Source organism: Phytohabitans aurantiacus (genome assembly GCF_027923225.1).
GTDB lineage: Bacteria > Actinomycetota > Actinomycetes > Mycobacteriales > Micromonosporaceae > Phytohabitans > Phytohabitans aurantiacus.
The window spans coordinates 1-17,236 of record NZ_BSDI01000018.1 but is presented as its reverse complement, the minus strand read 5'-3'; the positions used below and the strand labels follow the sequence as shown (position 1 = coordinate 17,236).

18 protein-coding genes are annotated in these 17,236 nt (G+C 70.6%); 7 read left to right on the top strand and 11 right to left on the bottom strand.

Annotation, left to right across the window (positions count from 1 at the left end; genetic code table 11):
* Window positions 1-28: 28 nt before the first annotated feature.
* Window positions 29-556, bottom strand: a complete 528-nt coding sequence (locus tag QMG73_RS19970; RefSeq protein ID WP_281897836.1) for a MauE/DoxX family redox-associated membrane protein — start codon at window positions 554-556, stop codon at window positions 29-31.
* Window positions 557-637: 81 nt separating this feature from the next.
* The gene (locus QMG73_RS19965; protein WP_281897834.1) at window positions 638-856 is read right to left on the bottom strand and encodes a hypothetical protein; all 219 of its coding nucleotides are present in this window, start codon (window positions 854-856) and stop codon (window positions 638-640) included.
* A gap of 173 nt (window positions 857-1,029) precedes the next feature.
* On the opposite strand from QMG73_RS19965, the gene QMG73_RS19960 reads away from it, so the two are divergent.
* Entirely contained in the window at window positions 1,030-4,029 is a 3,000-nt protein-coding gene (locus tag QMG73_RS19960) for an AfsR/SARP family transcriptional regulator (RefSeq protein ID WP_281897831.1), read from the top strand.
* On the opposite strand, the gene QMG73_RS19955 is transcribed toward QMG73_RS19960, so the two are convergent.
* The 7 genes from QMG73_RS19955 to QMG73_RS19925 form a co-directional block, all read right to left on the bottom strand.
* Window positions 4,014-4,631: a response regulator transcription factor gene (locus tag QMG73_RS19955; RefSeq protein WP_281897829.1), complete on the bottom strand. Its 618-nt coding sequence runs from the start codon at window positions 4,629-4,631 to the stop codon at window positions 4,014-4,016. The two genes, QMG73_RS19960 and QMG73_RS19955, sit on opposite strands and share 16 nt — an antisense overlap.
* Window positions 4,628-5,851, bottom strand: a complete 1,224-nt coding sequence (locus QMG73_RS19950) for a sensor histidine kinase (RefSeq protein WP_281898008.1) — start codon at window positions 5,849-5,851, stop codon at window positions 4,628-4,630. Before QMG73_RS19950 ends, QMG73_RS19955 begins: the two co-directional genes overlap by 4 nt.
* 75 nt (window positions 5,852-5,926) lie before the next feature.
* Entirely contained in the window at window positions 5,927-6,307 is a 381-nt protein-coding gene (locus tag QMG73_RS19945; RefSeq protein WP_281897827.1) for a hypothetical protein, read from the bottom strand.
* Between the two features lie 103 nt (window positions 6,308-6,410).
* Complete coding sequence (locus tag QMG73_RS19940) at window positions 6,411-7,190, bottom strand: ABC transporter permease (RefSeq protein ID WP_281897825.1); 780 nt, start codon at window positions 7,188-7,190, stop codon at window positions 6,411-6,413.
* On the bottom strand, window positions 7,187-8,107 hold the full coding sequence (locus tag QMG73_RS19935) for an ABC transporter ATP-binding protein (protein WP_281897823.1): 921 nt from the start codon (window positions 8,105-8,107) through the stop codon (window positions 7,187-7,189). The genes QMG73_RS19940 and QMG73_RS19935 overlap by 4 nt, the downstream gene beginning before the upstream one ends.
* A 109-nt stretch (window positions 8,108-8,216) precedes the next feature.
* Entirely contained in the window at window positions 8,217-8,621 is a 405-nt protein-coding gene (locus QMG73_RS19930) for a hypothetical protein (protein WP_281897821.1), read from the bottom strand.
* Between the two features lie 72 nt (window positions 8,622-8,693).
* Window positions 8,694-9,233 (bottom strand): snapalysin family zinc-dependent metalloprotease, encoded by a 540-nt coding sequence (locus QMG73_RS19925; RefSeq protein WP_281897818.1) that lies wholly within the window; start codon window positions 9,231-9,233, stop codon window positions 8,694-8,696.
* 72 nt (window positions 9,234-9,305) lie between these two features.
* Here QMG73_RS19925 and QMG73_RS19920 point away from each other — a divergent pair, with 72 nt between their 5' ends.
* On the top strand, window positions 9,306-10,409 hold the full coding sequence (locus QMG73_RS19920) for a glycoside hydrolase family 5 protein (RefSeq protein WP_281897816.1): 1,104 nt from the start codon (window positions 9,306-9,308) through the stop codon (window positions 10,407-10,409).
* A gap of 4 nt (window positions 10,410-10,413) precedes the next feature.
* On the opposite strand, the gene QMG73_RS19915 is transcribed toward QMG73_RS19920, so the two are convergent.
* Complete coding sequence (locus QMG73_RS19915; protein ID WP_407676828.1) at window positions 10,414-10,917, bottom strand: Lrp/AsnC family transcriptional regulator; 504 nt, start codon at window positions 10,915-10,917, stop codon at window positions 10,414-10,416.
* 83 nt (window positions 10,918-11,000) lie between these two features.
* On the opposite strand from QMG73_RS19915, the gene pdhA reads away from it, so the two are divergent.
* The 4 genes from pdhA (at window position 11,001) to QMG73_RS19895 (ending at window position 14,807) form a co-directional block, all read left to right on the top strand.
* Window positions 11,001-12,077: a pyruvate dehydrogenase (acetyl-transferring) E1 component subunit alpha gene (pdhA, locus tag QMG73_RS19910; RefSeq protein ID WP_309299501.1), complete on the top strand. Its 1,077-nt coding sequence runs from the start codon at window positions 11,001-11,003 to the stop codon at window positions 12,075-12,077.
* Window positions 12,077-13,093 carry an alpha-ketoacid dehydrogenase subunit beta gene (locus QMG73_RS19905; protein ID WP_281897812.1) on the top strand — a complete coding sequence of 339 codons (1,017 nt, stop codon included), beginning with the start codon at window positions 12,077-12,079 and terminating at the stop codon, window positions 13,091-13,093. The genes pdhA and QMG73_RS19905 overlap by 1 nt, the downstream gene beginning before the upstream one ends.
* Window positions 13,090-14,310 carry a dihydrolipoamide acetyltransferase family protein gene (locus QMG73_RS19900; RefSeq protein ID WP_281897810.1) on the top strand — a complete coding sequence of 407 codons (1,221 nt, stop codon included), beginning with the start codon at window positions 13,090-13,092 and terminating at the stop codon, window positions 14,308-14,310. Before QMG73_RS19905 ends, QMG73_RS19900 begins: the two co-directional genes overlap by 4 nt.
* Window positions 14,311-14,411: 101 nt before the next feature.
* Window positions 14,412-14,807 (top strand): hypothetical protein, encoded by a 396-nt coding sequence (locus tag QMG73_RS19895; protein WP_281897808.1) that lies wholly within the window; start codon window positions 14,412-14,414, stop codon window positions 14,805-14,807.
* Window positions 14,808-14,852: 45 nt separating this feature from the next.
* Here the strand turns inward: QMG73_RS19895 and QMG73_RS19890 are convergent, their stop codons facing one another.
* A complete protein-coding gene (locus tag QMG73_RS19890) occupies window positions 14,853-15,701 on the bottom strand; it encodes a hypothetical protein (protein ID WP_281897806.1) in 849 nt (282 codons plus the stop codon).
* Window positions 15,702-15,877: 176 nt separating this feature from the next.
* Here QMG73_RS19890 and QMG73_RS19885 point away from each other — a divergent pair.
* Window positions 15,878-17,236, top strand: a 1,359-nt coding sequence (locus tag QMG73_RS19885; RefSeq protein ID WP_281898007.1) for a Clp protease N-terminal domain-containing protein, incomplete at its 3' end; no start/stop codon positions are given.

Here is a 17,236-nt window from a genome sequence, read left to right as displayed (position 1 = left end):
AGGATGCTCCCTTTCGTGGGACCTCAGGTCAGCCCGTGACCAGGTCCACTATGTCGTCGTAGAAGGCACACAACAGCGTGACCACGAGCGCCGCCGAGGCGGCGACCGCGTATCCGGCCACATCGGACGGTGCGGCCATCGGTGCCAGAGCGCCGGCCAGGGCCGACACGGCGATGCCAAGCAGCGCCAGGTTTCGCCACACGTGGCGCCAGCCCAGGCGCGCGCTCGGTCGGCCGAAGCAGGCGCACGTCAGGTTGAGCTTGGAGCGCGCGGCGGCCAGCGCCAGCGCCGCAAAACCCACGAGCAGCGCGGTGGCGGCGAGCAACGCGGGGACAGCTAACGGTCGGCCGGCGAGCAGCGCCGCTCCGGTACCGGCCTCCACGGTCACCAGCAGCCACGATGCCGGGCGGTCGAGGCGCCGGCCAGCGGGCCAGAGCCTCTTGCGCAGTACCGCCACCATCGCGACGGTCTCGTCGAGCGCCCTGGCCTTCGCCAGGCCGGACACGAGGAACACGCCGGCCAGCGCGAGCCGCAGAGCCAAAGTCACATAGGTCACTGTGGACACCTCACCCGGCCATGGACACGACACGCGGCCGTGTCCATGGCCTCGGCTCGACCGATCCTTGTGAAGCGGGACCTAGCAGCAGCCGACGCGCTTCCACGGCGTGGCGCTGCCGTCCGAGCAACGCGTGCGGCGGAACTTGGTGCGGAACGCCTGCCCGGGGCAGTACGGGTAGGCCCAGTCGCAGATCGTCTGCGGCGAGCACTCGAACTGGTCGGCGTCCGCCGTGTCCTGCGGCAGCAGGCCGCTCAGCATCCGGTCGCCGACAGAGCGGAGCAACTTCGTGACGCTCATGTGAACCTCCCAGGTTGGGGGCGTGTGCCGGGGAAACCCGGCTCGGTGCCTGCAGACCGTAGCCACCAGCTGTGGTAAAGATCTTGTGGCTTTCTTGTGGAAGCCTTGCGGCGCAGGTCGAGGCGGCGCGGATACGATCGCGACGGTGACCAATTCGGACGGTTGGATGATCGATGTTGATCAAACTCCTGGGGCCCGTCGAAGTGGCGCACAAGCAAGGCTGGTCGCGCGGCGGCACGCCCAAACAGGCGTGCGTGCTCGCCAGCCTCGCGTTGGCGCCCAACACGGTTCTCAGCATCGACGTGCTGGCGCACCGGATCTGGGGAGCCGATGCCCCGGCCGAGGCGCGCAACGTCCTCTATGGACACGTCAGCCGCCTGCGCCAGGCGCTGGGAACTCACGAACAGGTCGAGCTGCGCCGGGCCGGTGGCAGCGGATACGTCCTGGACATCGCCCCGACCGACGTCGACGTGTCGTTCGCGCGGCTGCTGGCCGGGCAGGCGCGGGCGGCGCGCGCACAGGGTGACGTGACCACGGCCGCGCGTCACTGGCGGGAGGTGGTCGGGCTGTGGCAGGGCCAGCCACTGTCTGGTGTGGCCGGTGGTTGGGCCGAACGCACCCGGCGCAAGCTGCGCGACGAGCACGTCGCCGCGCTCGCCGCCCTTGGTGAGTGCGGCCTGGAGCTGGGACGGCACGCCGAGGTCGCCGCCGATCTGGAAGCGGCCGCGGAACGGTTCCCGCTCGCGGAGAACCTCGTCGAGCAGCTCATGCTCGCGCTGTATCGGTGCGGGCGGCACGCGGAGGCGCTCGCCTGGTACACGGACACGCGCACCCGCGTGCGAGAGGAGTTCGGCAGCGAACCCGGCAAGCCGCTGCGCACGCTGCACCAGCGGATCCTGCGCCAGGACCCGGCTCTGCTCCTGGTCGACGCGCCGACCGTCGACGCGACCGAGTCACCGGCGTGGACGGCGATCTGCCAGCTCCCGCCCGACATCGCCGACTTCGTTGGCAGGGAACGCGAGCTCGACACGCTGACCGCCACCGTGCTGCGCCGCGGTGGTGGCGCCGCACCCGCCATCGCGACCGTCCACGGCACACCCGGCGTCGGCAAGAGCACGCTCGCCGTCCGCGTCGCGCACCGGCTGCGCCCGCACTACCCCGACGGCCAGCTGTTTCTCGACCTGGGCGGCGCCGCGCCCGCACCGCGTGACCCGAGCACCCTGCTGGCCGAACTGTTGCGATCGCTGCACGTCGAGCCGGCCGCCATACCCGAAACGCTCGCCGAACGCACCGCCCTGTACCGATCCACAGTGGCCGATCGCGCGATCCTGCTGGTACTCGATGACGCCGCCGACGAGGAGCAGGTGCGTCCCCTGCTGCCCGGCACCGCGCACAGCGCGGTGCTCGTCACGTCCCGGCACCACCTCGTGCTCGACGGGGCGACAGCCACGCCCCTGGACCTGCTGACCCGCTGCGAGGCGTTCGGGTTGCTGGCTCAGGTGACCGGCGGGCGGCGCGTCGAAGACGACCGCGCGTCCGCGGAAATCATTCTGGACGCCTGCGGCCAGTTGCCGCTCGCCATCCGCGTCGCGGGTGCGCGGCTCGCGGCCCGGCCCACCTGGCCGCTGCGCGCGCTGGCGGATCGCCTGGCGGACGCGAGCGACCGCTTGGACGAGCTGTCCGCGGGCCAGCACAGCGTGCGGGCGAGCTTCGCGGTCAGCTATGCCGCACTGCCGGCGGCCGCACGCCGCGCCTTCCGGCTCCTGGGTCCAGCGGGTTTCGAGACCATCGCGGAGTGGTCGGTCGAGGCGCTGCTCTGCCAGCCTCGCGACGTCACCGATGCCGCGATCGAGGCGCTCGTGGTGGCGGGCCTGCTCACCGCGTGCGAAGCCAACCCGGCGGGCGAGCCGCGATACCGCATGCACGACCTGTTGCGGGCGTACGCGTGCGACCGGGCCCGCGTCGAGGAAGACGAACGGCACCAGCGAACGGCGCTGCGGCGCCTCGTGGCCGAGTGCCTGCACCGGGTCCGGTCGGCGGTGCGCGACCTGTCCCACCCGTTCGCGCCGCCGCCCGGCCCATCCGCGTGCGGCGGCGCCGGCTACGAGTGGCTCGCGGCGGAACGCCACAACCTGGTCGCCGCCGTGCGGCTGGCGGCGGAGACGGGCCACCCGGACATCGCGGTGGAACTCGCGTACCACCTGACGGCGTACCTCAAGGCGCGCGGCTACTACGACGACGTCGTACGCGTGCAGCAGGCGGCCATGGCGGCCGGTGACGCACACCAACGCATGCGCTGCCGGCTCATCCTGGCCGAACTCGACGTCGATCGCGCCCGCTACGGTGCCGCGCTCTCCGAGTTCGAGGAGTTGTCACGCCACTTCGAGCAGACCGGCGACCGGCACGCGGCCGCGTACGCGCGGACCGGACGGGCGGCCTGCCGGCACGCGCTCGGCGACCACGAAAACACCATCGCCGAACTCGACCGCGCCGTGTCCGTGCTCCGCGCGGCCGGCGACAGCGGCGGAGCCGTGTACGCGCTGCTCGTCCTGCGCAGCGTGCACCTCGAAGCCGGGCGCTACGCGGACGCCATCGCGGTCAGCGCCGCGGCACTGGAGTTGACCGCCGGGCGCGCCAGCCTCGACCGTGCGTGGGTGCTCCGCGGCCTCGGCATCGCCTACTACGAGACCGGTCAGGTCGAGACGGCCGTCCGGTACTACGAGGAGAGCCTGGCCCTGGCCCGCCACTTCGACTGTGACGGTGGCGCGCGGAAGACGCTGCGCCGGCTCGGCGAGGCGTATGGGGCGCTGGGCCGCTTCGAGGAAGCCACCGAGACGCTCACCATGGCCCTGACCCGCTTCGTGCGCTCTGGCGACGTGCTCGGCGAGGCGCTGACGGCGTACGCCTTCGGCGAGCTCTGCCACCGTCAAGGTCGAGGGCGGGAGGCGCTGGCCCACTTCACGCGTTGCGCCGAGCTGATCGGGCCCACCGGTTCGCGTACCTGGCGCATCCGCGCGCTGCGCGAGATCGGGCGCGCGCGGGCCGGCCTCGGCGACCGCGCCGCTGCCGTGGCGGCCTGGACCGAGGCCCTGGCCCTGTGCCGCGACCCTCACTCCGCCGAGGCCCGGGAAGTCGCCCATCTCCTCACAGACGTTCGTCAGATCCACCCGTAGCCGCGGGCGACCCGGACGGCCTCGTGGCGATTGGTGGCGCCGAGCTTGCCGACGGCCGACGAGAGGTAGTTGCGCACGGTGCCGGGTGACAGCGCCGCCCGCTGGGCGATCTCCTCCACCGGCGACCCATCCGCGGCCAGCTCCAGCACCTGCGCCTCGCGCGCGGTCAGTGGGCTGTCTCCCACACTGATCGCCTCGGCCGCCAACTGCGGATCGACGTACCTGCCGCCGCTGTGGACGGTGCGGACGACGGTGGCCAGTGTCTCCGCGGAGACCGTCTTGGGCAGGAAGCCGCGCACGCCCGCGGTGAGCGCCCGCTTGAGGTGGCCGGGCAGGCCGTGGCTGGTAACGATCATCGTGCGGCATCCGGGCACGTCGGCATGGAGCGTCTTCGCCACCCGCACCCCGTCGACGTCCGGGAGCTGAAGGTCGAGCACGGCCACATCTGGGCGCAGCGCGCGGGCCATCGACAGCGCCTCGGCACCGGTGGCCGCCTGCGCCACCACCGTCAGGTCTTCCTCCAGGCCCAGCAACGCGGCCAGCGCGCCCCGGATCAGGTGCTCGTCGTCGGCGAGCAGGATGCGGATCCCCTGTGGACTCACGTCGGCGCCCCCTCGGTGGCCGCCGCCGCGTGCGTGGGCAGCTCGACCGTGAGGCGGAAGCGCTCCCGAAAGCGGTCGGCGACGACGGTGCCACCAAGGCCCGCAGCCCGTTCCGCCAGGCCGACCAGGCCGCCGCCGAAACGGACCCGGCCGCCGTCGGGCGCCGGCTCGCCGCGCACGCCGTCGTTTTCGATGGTGAGAGTGACCGTACCGCTGGCGCCGCCCCGCAGGGCGATGGTGCAGTTTCGCGCGTCGCTGTGCCGCAGCACGTTGGTCACTCCCTCTCGCACCGCCCAGCCCAGCGGCGTCCGCACCGACTCCGGCAGCCCGCCGCTCTCCCCGATCATCCGGCATTCGATGCCCGCCGAGGCGAGCAGCGAGCGGGCGCCGGCCAACTCGACGTCCAGACTGGACGAACGGTATCCGCCCACCACCCCGCGCAGCTCGGTCAGCGACTCCTGCGCGACCCGGCGCACGTCGAGCATCTCGTCGATGGCGGTTTCCTGGCCGCGCCGCGCGAGCTGCGCCGCCAGCTCTGCCTTCAGCGCGATGGCCGACAGGGTACGCCCGACGACGTCGTGCAGGTCACGGGCGAAGCGGAGCCGCTCCTCGGTGACCGCCAGGTTCGCCTGGACATCGCGCGCGCGGTCCAGCTCCCAGACCAGGCCGAGCATCCAGGCGGAGACGCGCCCGGCGAACGCCACCACGGTGAGCAGCGTCCCGAGCACGAAGGCCGCGTCGAGGGCCGGGGCTTCCTGGCGGACCGACAGCCCGTACGCCGCCGCGCACGAGGCCATGGCCGCGACCGCCGTGACCCGCGGGCGCACGGCCGTGCTGAGCGCGGCCACGAAGCAGGTGGTCAGAAGCATCAGGATGCTCATGGCGGGCCCGCCGTCGTCGCCGGGCGACACGTCCGGGTACGCGAGGTAGCCGCCGACACTCGCCGCGACCGTCAACGCGCCGGTGGCAGCGATCAGCGCCGCCGGTCGCGGCCTCCGCCCGAGGTAGTTGTCAAGGCCGGCGCCCACGATCAGAGCGCACAGCACCATGTGGACCGCGATGAGCGCGAGGACGAGCCACACGGCCGCGCCGATCTCCGGTGCGAGGCCGGTGGCCACCAGGAACGGAACGAACGCGAAGTTCAGGTAGAAGGACCATCGGACGCTCAGGTCGAACCGGGCCGCCTGGCTGCGCCGGCGCCACCAACCCAACACCGCCATCACCCGCCAACCTCCGGCCACCACACCAGCGTCGGATCGTCACCGTACCGGGTGGCAGCCAGGGAGGCGCCACTGTCAGGTGTGGGCGTAGACCATCGTGCTGCACGTGCCCGCGAGGTTCGTGCCGTTGTTCGAAAGACAGACGAAGAACCGGAAGCTGAGGTTCTCCCCGTAGCTGAGGTTGTACAGGGTCTGGTTGTGGGCACCGTTCGTATTGGTCCGCTCCTGCCAGGCGCCGTAGTTGACCGAGAAGTGGACCCGGACTCCGGCACCGTCCTTGTGCCAGTCGGTGACGTACATGTACTCACCGTCGGCGAAGAAGAGGGCCGAACCGGCCCCGGCCGTGTACGGCGCGTCGGCGCGGGTGTCCTTCCCCCAACAGGGTCCCATGCAGCCTTCGGCCCGCGCGGGGGCGGCGATCGCGAGCAGTGCGGCCATCGCGACCGCGAAAGCCACGAATCCTCGGATAATAATCCTCATGGCCACGGAGTCTCCCGTGGTCCCGGGCGAACGGGCCATCGATGCTCACCATCTTGAGGCAATCTTGAACAGCCATTCGCTATCGCCGGGGCTCCCACCGGAACCGGTATCGGATCGCCATCGCACCGGCCGCCAGCCAGGCCACCAGGACCAGCACCGGCACAGCGGCCGGGCCGAACGCTCCGGCGAAGTCCTCAGGCGCGCGCTCGCCGGCGGTGCCCACCCAGCCCAGGCGCATCAGCTCGACGACCGGGCTCAGTGGGAGCGCCCGCAGCGCCGCCGCTACCGGGTCGGGCAGCTCCTCCAGAGGCACCATCAGCCCGGACCCGAACAGGCATCCCAGCAGGATGGGCAGGGTCGTGATCTGCGCCAGCTCCGTCGTACGCGTGAAGACCGACGACGCCGCCGCGAGCAGTACGAACACCACGACGCCGCCCACCACACCAAGCAGCAGAAGCGGGGCGTTGACCGGGGCGGGCAGCCCGAGAAACACCGCACCGGCAGCGACGAACAGCACCGACTGGGCCAGTGCGACGGCGACGGCTGGGCTCGCGACACCGGCGAGGATCTCCGCGTCCGTGAGTTCCCCGGCTCGCAGCCGCTTCAGCACCAGTTCCTCGCGCCGCGACACGTAGGCCGTCACCAGGTTGTAGTACACGGCGGAGAGAAGGACGAAGGCGAGCATCGCGGTGACGAGGAAGGCCATTGTGGACAGTTCTCCCCGATCGACGGGTACGCCGGACACCGCCGCGACCATCGCGAGCGGCAGGACGATCGCGCTGAACAGCGCGGCGCGGTTGCGCAGCAGCAACGTGAGTTCGGCCCGGCCGAGCGCCCGGATCCGCCGCGCGGCGCTCATCGTGCGCCTCCAGCCGCCGCGATCGCCAGGAACGCCTCCTCCAGCGACGCCGGCCTGGCGTCCAGGTCACCAAGGGCGACGCCGCGCTCGGCCGCCCAGCACAGCAGTACCGTCAGCGCCCGCTGCGGCGCTCTGGTGTGGACGGTGAGCCGCGGTCCGTCCCGCTCCGGGGGCCTGGAGTCGGGCAGGGCCGGCACGTCGCCGGGGAAGACGTTGCCGGGCAGGGTGAACCGGATCCGCGCCGGATACGCGGCGATGACCTCGTGGAGGGTGCCCGCCGCCATGATCTGACCGCGGTGCAGGATGGCGAGGCGGTCGGCGAGCTCCTGCGCCTCCTCCAGGTAGTGCGTGGTGAGCAGCACGGTGACGCCCTCGCGCAGCAGGTCGCGCACCAGCCGCCAGGCGTCACGCCGGCTCTCGGGGTCCAGCCCGGTGGTCGGCTCGTCGAGAAACAGCACATCGGGCCTGCCGAGTATCGCCAGCGCCAGATCGAGGCGCCGGCGCTCACCGCCCGACAGCTGCTTCACGCGTACGCCCGCGCGGTGGTCCAGGCCGGCCAGCGTGAGCGCCTCGGCGACCGGGCGTGGTTTGGTGAGCGTGCCACCCCACAGCGCGGCGGTCTCCGCGACGGTCAGGTCCGGCGGAAAGCCACCTTCCTGCAGCATCACGCCCACGCGCGGTCGCACCCTCGCCCGCTGGGTGTACGGGTCATGCCCCAGCACGCGCACCGTGCCCCCGCTGGGCCGGCCGAGCCCTTCGACCAGCTCCAATGTGGACGTCTTGCCCGCGCCGTTGGTGCCCAGCAACGCGAACAGCTCGCCCCGCTCGACCCGGAAGGAGACTCCGCGTACCGCTTCGTAGCCCTCGTAGCGTCGGCGGAGCTCGCACGCCTCGACCACGCTGCCGGAATTCGTCATACACCGAGTCTTCGGCGTCGACCGGGACCGCTGTAGTGCCGCGATACACCGATCGGCGTGCGCGGTGCCCGGCGGCGCGATGACAGATGTCACGCCGCCGGGCGCCCTGTCACGTGTGGGCGTAGATCAGAGGGCCACACGTGCCCGCGATGTTCGTGCCGTTGTTCGAGATGCAGACGAAGAACCGGAAGCTGAGGTTCTCCCCGTACTCGAGGTTCCACTCGGCCTGCGACTTGTTGCCCTTCGAGTTGGTTCGCTCCTGCCAGCCTCCGTAGTTCACGGAGAAGTGGACGCGGACCCCGGCAGAGTCAGCGTCGTTGTCAAAGGCGTACAGGTGTTCGCCGTACGAGTCGAAAAAGGCCGAACCCGCCGCGGTCTTGTAAGGAGCGTCGGCTTTGGTATCCGTCCACCAGCAGGGGTAAGGGCAGTCGTCGGCTCGTGCCGGGGCTGCCGTCACGAGCAGCGCGGCCACCATGACCGCGACCGCCATAAGTCCTCGGACAAGAATCCTCATGGTGATCGAGTCTTCCGTGGCCACCGGCGGGCCGGCCGCGCCCGCCTGGCGTCTTGAGGAAATCTTGAAGGGCTAGCCGCCGGCCGTGACCCACTCGTAGACGCGTGGCCCCGCGGTCTGCGCGGTCGCGAAGTTGCTGTTGACCCGTGACGCCTCCTGCGCGTTGGGGAACGCGTTGGTGCACGAGATCGCCGCGCTGCTGCCCGACATCAGGTCGGCACACAACCCGGTACGCCTATCGGGCAGACCGAGCAGGTGGCCGAACTCGTGTGCCGCGATGCGTGGCGGGTGGTAGCCCTGGTTGACCGCCTGGCGACCCATGTACCAGTACCCGTTGCCGAGAGACTGCGTGTAGGCGCGCGGCCACCCGTTGTCGACGTACACGGTGATGTTTGCCCGCTGGCCGGCCGGCACTGGCTCCAAGCGCACGTTGGTGACGCGGTTGTTCCAGTTCTGCGCACCCTGGTGTACGACGGCGACGAACTCCGCGGCGCGACTGGCGTCGTAGTACAGGACCCGTGGTGCCGCCTGTGCCGGCGTGGCACCGACGAGCTGAGCCGCCGCGAGCGCCGCGGCGCCCAGTGCTGCGGCCAGGATTCTTCGTCTGAGCATCGGACCTCCCCAATCCATCGACTCTGATCTCTCAATATAGGGGTTGCCGCCTGCCAACTGAACTGCGACGACATGAGATACGTATGGATGGACATGCCTCGACCGCGCACCTTCGCCGCAGCCGCCATCATCGCCGCAGTCGTCGCCGCCGGCTTGGCGGCGCTGCCCATCGCGAACGCCGAGACCGGCGATTCGAATGGCGCCTCCGACTGGGTCGCACCCGAAACCACGGCCGTGCCCTTCGCCGGGCCGGCGGGCTCACCGGTCGACGTCAACGGGCAACTGAGCGTGTGCGGAGTCAACCTCTGCAACGAAGCGGGCGAGCCGATCCAGCTGCGCGGGATGAGCAGCCACGGCATCCAGTTCTTCCCGGACTGCCTCAACCCCGACTCGCTGGAGGCGCTCCGCAACGACTGGCTGGCGGATTTCGTGCGCATCTCCATGTACGTGCAGGAGGGCGGCTTCGAGACCGACCCGGCCGGCTTCACCGGCAAGGTGAACGAGGCGGTCGAAACCGCGACCGCGCTGGGTCTCTACGCCATCATCGATTTCCACATCCTCACGCCGGGCGACCCCACCTTCAATCTCGAACGCGCCCAAAGCTTCTTCGCCGACGTGGCTGCCGAACACGCCGACAAGCCGAACGTCATCTACGAAATCGCCAACGAACCCAACGGCGTCAGCTGGGACACCATCAAGAACTACGCCGAGCAGGTCATCCCGGTCGTGCGCGCGGCCGACCCGGACGGCGTGGTGCTCGTCGGCACGCGCGGCTTCTCCTCGTTGGGCCTGACCGACGGCGCGGACGAGACCGAAATCATCGAGGACCCGGTCGACGCCGAGAACATCATGTACACATTCCACTTCTACGCCGCCTCGCACGGTGCCGACCGGCGCGCGGTCGTCGACCGGGCCGCGGCGAGCCTGCCGCTGTTCGTCAGCGAGTTCGGCACCCAGACCTTCACCGGTGACGGCGCCAACGACCTGGAGAGCGCGACCGCCTGGCTCGACCTGCTGAAGAGCCACAAGATCGGGTACGCGATGTGGAGCTACTCGGACGGCCGGGAAAGCAACTCGGCGTTCGTGCAGGGCACCTGCCAGGGCACGGAGTACGCCGGCACCGAGGTGCTCACCGAGTCAGGAAACTTCATCCGCAGCCGCCTGCGGGGTGAGTGACCGGTCAGTCAAACGGCCGCCGGCCAGCCAGCTCCTCGAAAACCAGCCAGGTGCGCGTGGTGCGCACACCCGGCACCGCGTGCACAGCGGCGATGACGACGTCACGCAGCGTCGCGTTGTCGGGTGTGCGCACCAGCATCATGATGTCGACATCACCGCCGACGAGCGCCATGTGCTGCACGTACGGGACGTCGCGTAGCTGGTCCGAGACCGTCTCCCAGACGTTCTGCTCGATGTTCAGCAGCACGTATGCCGTGGTGCCGAGCCCCGCCCGCGCCGGGTCGACGCGCGCGGTGAACCCGGTGATGACCCCACCGGCCGACAGCCGCTCCACCCGGGCGTACGCGTTGGTGCGGGAGACCCGCACCCGCTCGGCGAGCGTGCGCACCGACATCCGGCCGTCGGCCGCCAGCTCGCGCAGGATCGCCCAGTCGACATCGTCGAGCACCGGTGCCGAACGTCCCACCGGACGCCCCGACAACGGCGGAACGCCTGACAAATGGTCCACCGCACGTCTCCTACAGATCCGATCGTCCCCACTTTACCCAGGATGTTGAGCCATTCGACCGACTAACAGGAGCATGTTGTGGCATGGCACAGCTCCTGCCGGCAACGCAGCCGGTGCGGTTCCTCACCGAGACGGGCACGCCCGTGGCCGACCGGCCGGCGTACCCGGAGCCGGATCAGGATCTACTCCTGTCGGCGTACCGGAAGATGGTCGTCGGGCGCCGGTTCGACACCCAGGCCACGGCGCTGACCAAACAGGGCCGGCTCGCCGTCTACCCGTCCAGCCACGGCCAGGAGGCCTGCCAGGTCGGCGCGGTGCTCGCGCTCGACAGCGGCGACTGGCTCTTCCCGACCTACCGCGAGTCGGTAGCACTGGTCTCACGCGGCATCGACCCCGTCGAGGTGCTGTCGCTGCTGCGCGGTGACGCACACTGCGGCTACGACCCCGGCGAGCACCACGTCGCTCCACAGTGCACACCGCTGGCCACCCAGACCCTCCACGCCGCCGGCCTGGCGTATGCCGAGCGCCGCAAGGGCAGCGGCCGGATCGCGCTGGCGTTCATCGGCGACGGCGCGACCAGCGAGGGTGACTTCCACGAGGCGCTGAACTTCGCGGCCGTGTTCCGCGCGCCGGTGGTCTTTCTCGTGCAGAACAACCACTACGCGATCTCCGTGCCGCTTTCGCGGCAGAGCGCGGCGCCCTCGCTGGCACACAAGGGCATCGGCTACGGCGTCCCGGCCGAGCAGGTCGACGGCAACGATCCGATGGCGGTTCTGGCGGTACTGTCAGCCGCCGCCGCCCATGCGCGCGCAGGCAACGGGCCGTTCCTCGTCGAGGCGCACACCTATCGCATCGACGCGCACACCAACGCCGACGACGCGAGCCGGTACCGGTCGACGGCCGAGGTCGACCAGTGGCGCCAGCGCGATCCGATCGCCAGGCTGGAGGCGTACCTGCGCGGGCGCGGTGCGCTCACCGATACCGTCGTCGCCGAGGTGGCCGCCGAGGCCGAGGAGTACGCCGCCGCACTGCGCACCCGCATGAACGCCGACCCGCCTCTGACACCCACCGACCTGTTCGACCACGTGTACGCCGAGCCGACGCCGCAACTGCGGGAACAGCGCGCCGGCCTGCTGGAGGAACTGGTGGAGGCGCGCTGATGGCACCGATCACGATGGCACAGGCGCTCAACACGGCATTGCGCGACGCCCTCCACGACGACGACCGGGTGGTCGTGTTCGGCGAGGACGTCGGCGCCCTCGGTGGCGTTTTCCGGGTCACCGACGGGCTGACCGACAAGTTCGGCGACGAGCGGTGCTTCGACACCCCGCTCGCGGAGGCCGGCATCGTGGGTTTCGCGGTCGGCATGGCGATGGGCGGGTTCCGGCCGGTCGTCGAGATGCAGTTCGACGCGTTCGCGTACCCCGCGTTCGAGCAGATCGTCTCGCACGTGGCGAAGCTGAGGAACCGCACGCGGGGCCGGCTGAGCCTGCCGCTTGTCATCCGGATCCCCTACGCGGGCGGGATCGGGGGCGTCGAGCACCACTGCGACTCCAGTGAGGCGTACTACGCGCACACGCCCGGGCTCAAGGTGGTCACGCCCGCGACCGTGGCTGACGCGTACTCGCTGCTGCGGGAGGCCATCGAGGATCCCGACCCGGTCGTGTTCCTGGAGCCGAAGAAGCTGTACTGGTCGAAGTCCGATGTCGACACTCCCTTGCGGACGGAGCCGTTCGGGCGGGCCGTGGTGCGCCGTGCGGGGCGCGACGCCACCGTGGTGGCGTACGGGCCGGCGGTACCGGTGGCGCTCGCGGCGGCGGAGGCGGCCGCCGGTGAGGGCTGGGACCTGGAGGTCGTCGACCTGCGCACGATCGTGCCGTTCGACGACGAGACGGTGACCGCCTCGGTGCGCCGCACCGGCCGGTGCGTGGTGATACAGGAGGCTCCCGGGTTCGCCGGTGTCGGCGCCGAAGTGGCCGCCCGGGTGCAGGAGCGCTGCTTCCACAGCCTGCACGCACCTGTGCTGCGGGTCAGCGGCTTCGACGTGCCCTATCCGCCGCCGATGCTGGAGCACCACCACCTGCCGGGCGTCGACCGGGTGCTCGACGCGCTCGACCGCCTGCAACGGGACGACGAACCCGACCCGCGGTTCCTGGCTCTCGGCGGGGCGGCATGAACACCGTCTTCCACCTGCCCGACCTCGGCGAGGGACTCACCGAGGCGGAGGTGCTCGAATGGCGGGTCGCCACCGGTGACACCGTCGCGGTCGACCAGATCGTCGTCGACGTCGAGACCGCCAAAGCCGCCGTGGAGGTACCCATCCCGGTCGCCGGCACTGTCGTCGAGCTGTACGCCCAGCCCGGCTCGGTGGTCGCGGTCGGCGCCCCGCTGATCGCGGTCTCCGGCGGGCCGGCAGCGGTGGGCGGGCCGGCAGCGGCGCCGGAGGAGCCGGCGGGCTCCGGCAACGTCCTCATCGGATACGGCACCGGTGGCGCGCACGCCAAGCCGTCCCGGCGCCGTCGCAGGCCCGCCGAGGCGGTCGCGCCCCGGGTCATCTCGCCCGTCGTGCGGCGCCTGGCCAAGTCGCACGGCATCGACGTCGCCGCGCTGGCGCCGAGCGGCCGGGGCGGGATCGTGCTGCGCCGCGACGTCGAGGCGGCCATCGCGGCCCAGCGGTCAACAGTAGAGTCACGACCGGTCGAGGGCGCGACGCGCATCCCCCTGCGCGGGGTACGCCGCAGCATCGCCGACAAGCTCGTGCGCAGCCGCACCGAGATCCCCGACGCCACCACATGGGTCGATGTCGACGCCACCGCCCTCGTCGCGCTGCGCCGCGAGCTGAACCAGGCGGCCACCGCCCCCATCGGCCTACTCGCCCTGCTGGCCCGCATCTGCGTCGCCGGACTCCAGCGGTTTCCGGAGCTCAACTCCTATGTGGACACCGTCCGTGCGGAGATCGTCCAGCTGCCGCACGTCAACCTGGGCTTCGCCGCGCAGACCGACCGCGGCCTGGTCGTACCCGTCGTCCACGACGCACACCGGCTCACCCTGACCGAGCTGGCGGAACGGCTGCGCGAGCGCACCGAGGCCGCACGGGCGGGCACGCTGGCACCGGGCCACCTCACCGGCGGCACCTTCACGCTCAACAACTACGGCGTATTCGGAGTGGACGGCTCCACGCCGATCATCAACCATCCGGAGGCGGCCCTGCTCGGCGTGGGCCGCGTCATGGAGCGCCCGTGGGTGGTCGACGGCCAACTCGCCGTGCGGAGCGTCGCTCAGCTGTCGCTGGCGTTCGACCACCGTGTCTGCGACGGCGGAGTGGCGGGCGGCTTCCTCCGCTTCGTCGCCGACCACGTGGAGCACCCCCACCACCTCCTCCTCCTCCTCTGACCCTCGAAGAATCAAGATTCCCTCAAGTCTCCGACCACCCCATGGCGCTATCTCCATCAACGCCTATATATCTCACGTAACCGGTGGAAGGAGTTCCAGATATGAAACGTCGAATGCTCGCCACCATCACCCTCACGTCGGTAACCGTCGCCGGAGCGCTCTTCGGCATCGGCTCACCGGCACACGCCGCCACAACGGTCTTCTGCTCGCAGCCAGCCAACCCCTCCGGCGACGCTTGCTTCTACTCCGACGGCGACAAGTTCGCTGTACAGGACATCCGCCCCGACGGTATGCGCGCCGTGGTCATCTGGAACACGGACTACGGTCGCAGCGGCGAATGCCACGACGCGAACGGCTCCCAGAACGGCTGGACGTGGTGCGACTACGACTTCGCTGAAGGCCACACGCTGCGGTTCGTGGTCGTCGCCCGCAACGGCGCCAACGGCGCGAACCAATGGCCCTCGAACGTGGTCACCGCCTGGATCTCGGGCCGCTGACCGGTACGTCCGGCGGAGGTCGTCGACCCACAGGTCGGCGACCTCCTAGGGCGCGACGGTCAGAGCGTCCGCGGAAACGTTGTGCACCACCGGATCCGTGTCGAGGCGGACGGCGTACCCGATGGGTGGACCGCTCTGAAGCCACCGCACGCCGACCACCGTGCCCACGGCGGCGCTGGTCGTCAGCACGACCCGCGCGCCCGGCGGGTGACCCTCGTACGCCTCGACGAGCAGCGCGTCGAGGATGTGCCGCGCGCCGGCGAGTGAGCCGCGAAGGCTCACTGACCGCAACTCCCGGCCCAGCGTGACGGCCACGTCGCGTACCCGCCGGTCGGAGCTGGCCTCGCCGGCCGTCAGCGCGGCCTCTACGCGTGTCCACAGTGGCCACCCGCCGTCGTCGAGCAGCATCCGGGCGGCCCGGTCGAGGGCGGCGCAGGTGATGTCGACGGCGGCCGCCTCGCCGAGGTCGGCGACCCAGGCCAGCTCGTCAGCGGCGGGCACGAGCGCGGGCGACTCGTGCGCGAGCACGGCGTAGAGCATCGCGAGCGTGGTTTCGCGGCCGTCGCCGTCATAGAGCGTTTCGGTCGCGGAGCGCAACGGCGGGAACCGCTCGATCAGGTGCGCCGCCCGACCGAGCGGAAGGTCAGCGGCGAGCCGACAGTCGCCGACCCGGGCATGGAACGGCCGGTGTTCGCGCAGGGCGAACATGGATGCGCGGTGCTCGTCTCCCCCAGTGGGAAAGCTGGGCCGCCGGTCAGCCGCCGGACGCGGGATCTGGCCCGCGATAAGGCGTGCGGCGACCAGATACGGCACGCCGAGCCGCGCGGCCAGAGCGCGGACAGCACGCCTGCGGGCCCTGTCGGGGACAGGTCGTCGGTGCTTCGTGCCGGTCATCGTTGTAATCTAGAACAGCAGCCGCGCCTGCACGAGCGTTGCGAGGCTCCCCACGCGGGCCCCGCGCAGACGCCAAGAGGCTTTGACTCAGCGCACGCCACCTTCTCCGTAGTCGTGCGCCCATGTGCGCCTGTCGGGTGGGGTGCGTGGGGCCTTGCCGCGAAGGCGTGAGTGTCGTGTTCGAACGCTTCACCGACCGTTCCCGTCGGGTCATCGTGCTGGCTCAGGAAGAAGCCAGGATGGCCAATCACCACTACATCGGCACGGAACACATCCTGCTCGGTCTCGTCCACGAGGGTGAGGGTGTCGCCGCCAAGGCGCTGCAGAGTCTCGGCGTCTCCCTGGAGGGCGTCCGTCAGCAGGTCGAAGAGATCATCGGTCAGGGTCAGCAGGGGCCGGGCGGGCACGTTCCGTTCACGCCGCGCGCCAAGAAGGTGCTGGAGCTGTCGCTGCGCGAATCGCTACAGCTCGGGCACAACTACATCGGCACCGAACACATCCTGCTCGGACTGCTCCGGGAAGGCGAGGGCGTCGCGGCGCAGGTGCTGGTCAAGCTCGGCGCCGACCGGGCTCGCGTCCGCCAGCAGGTCATCCAGCTACTCTCCGGTCACCCGTCCGTCACGCCCGTCGAAGAGACCGTTCCCGCCGTCTCTTCGACGGTGCTCGACCAGTACGGCGAAAACCTGACCAGGGCGGCGCGCGAGGGCAAACTCGCGCCCGTCATCGGGCGCGACCGCGAGATCCAGCGCGTGATGGTCGTGCTTTCCTGCCTGACGAAGAACAATCCGGTACTGATAGGCGAGCCCGGCGTCGGCAAGACAGCCGTCGTCGAAGGACTGTGCCAACGCATCGCGGACGGCACCGCGCCCGAGGCGCTGCGACACAAGCAGGTGTACACATTGGACCTCGCCAGTCTCGTGGCCGGCTCCCGATACCGGGGTGACTTCGAGGAGCGGCTGCGGAAGGTCGTCAAGGAGTGCCGCACGCGCGGCGACATCATCCTGTTCATCGACGAGATCCACACCCTGGTCGGCGCCGGTGCCGCCGAGGGCGCGATCGACGCCGCGAGCATCCTCAAGCCGATGCTGGCCCGGGGTGAGCTGCAGACGATCGGCGCGACCACCCTCGACGAATACCGCAAGTACTTCGAGAAAGACGGCGCGCTCGCCCGCCGCTTCCAGCCGGTCCAGGTCGACGAGCCGACACACGCGCAGGCCGTCGAGATGCTCAAGGGTTTACGCGGCCGGTACGAGAAGCACCATCGCGTGTCCATTTCGGACTCGGCGGTCGTCGCTGCGGTGACCCTCGCCGACCGGTACCTTTCCGACCGGCACCTGCCGGACAAGGCGATCGACCTGATCGACGAGGCGGGCGCGCGGATGCGCGTCCTGGACGGTGTCGGTGTGGTCGACGAGGAGCAGATCGCACTCGTTCTCGGTTCCTGGACCGGCATCCCGGTCTACAAGCTGACCGAGGAGGAGACGTCCCGGCTGCTGCGGATGGAAGACGAGCTGCACAAGCGGGTCGTCGGCCAG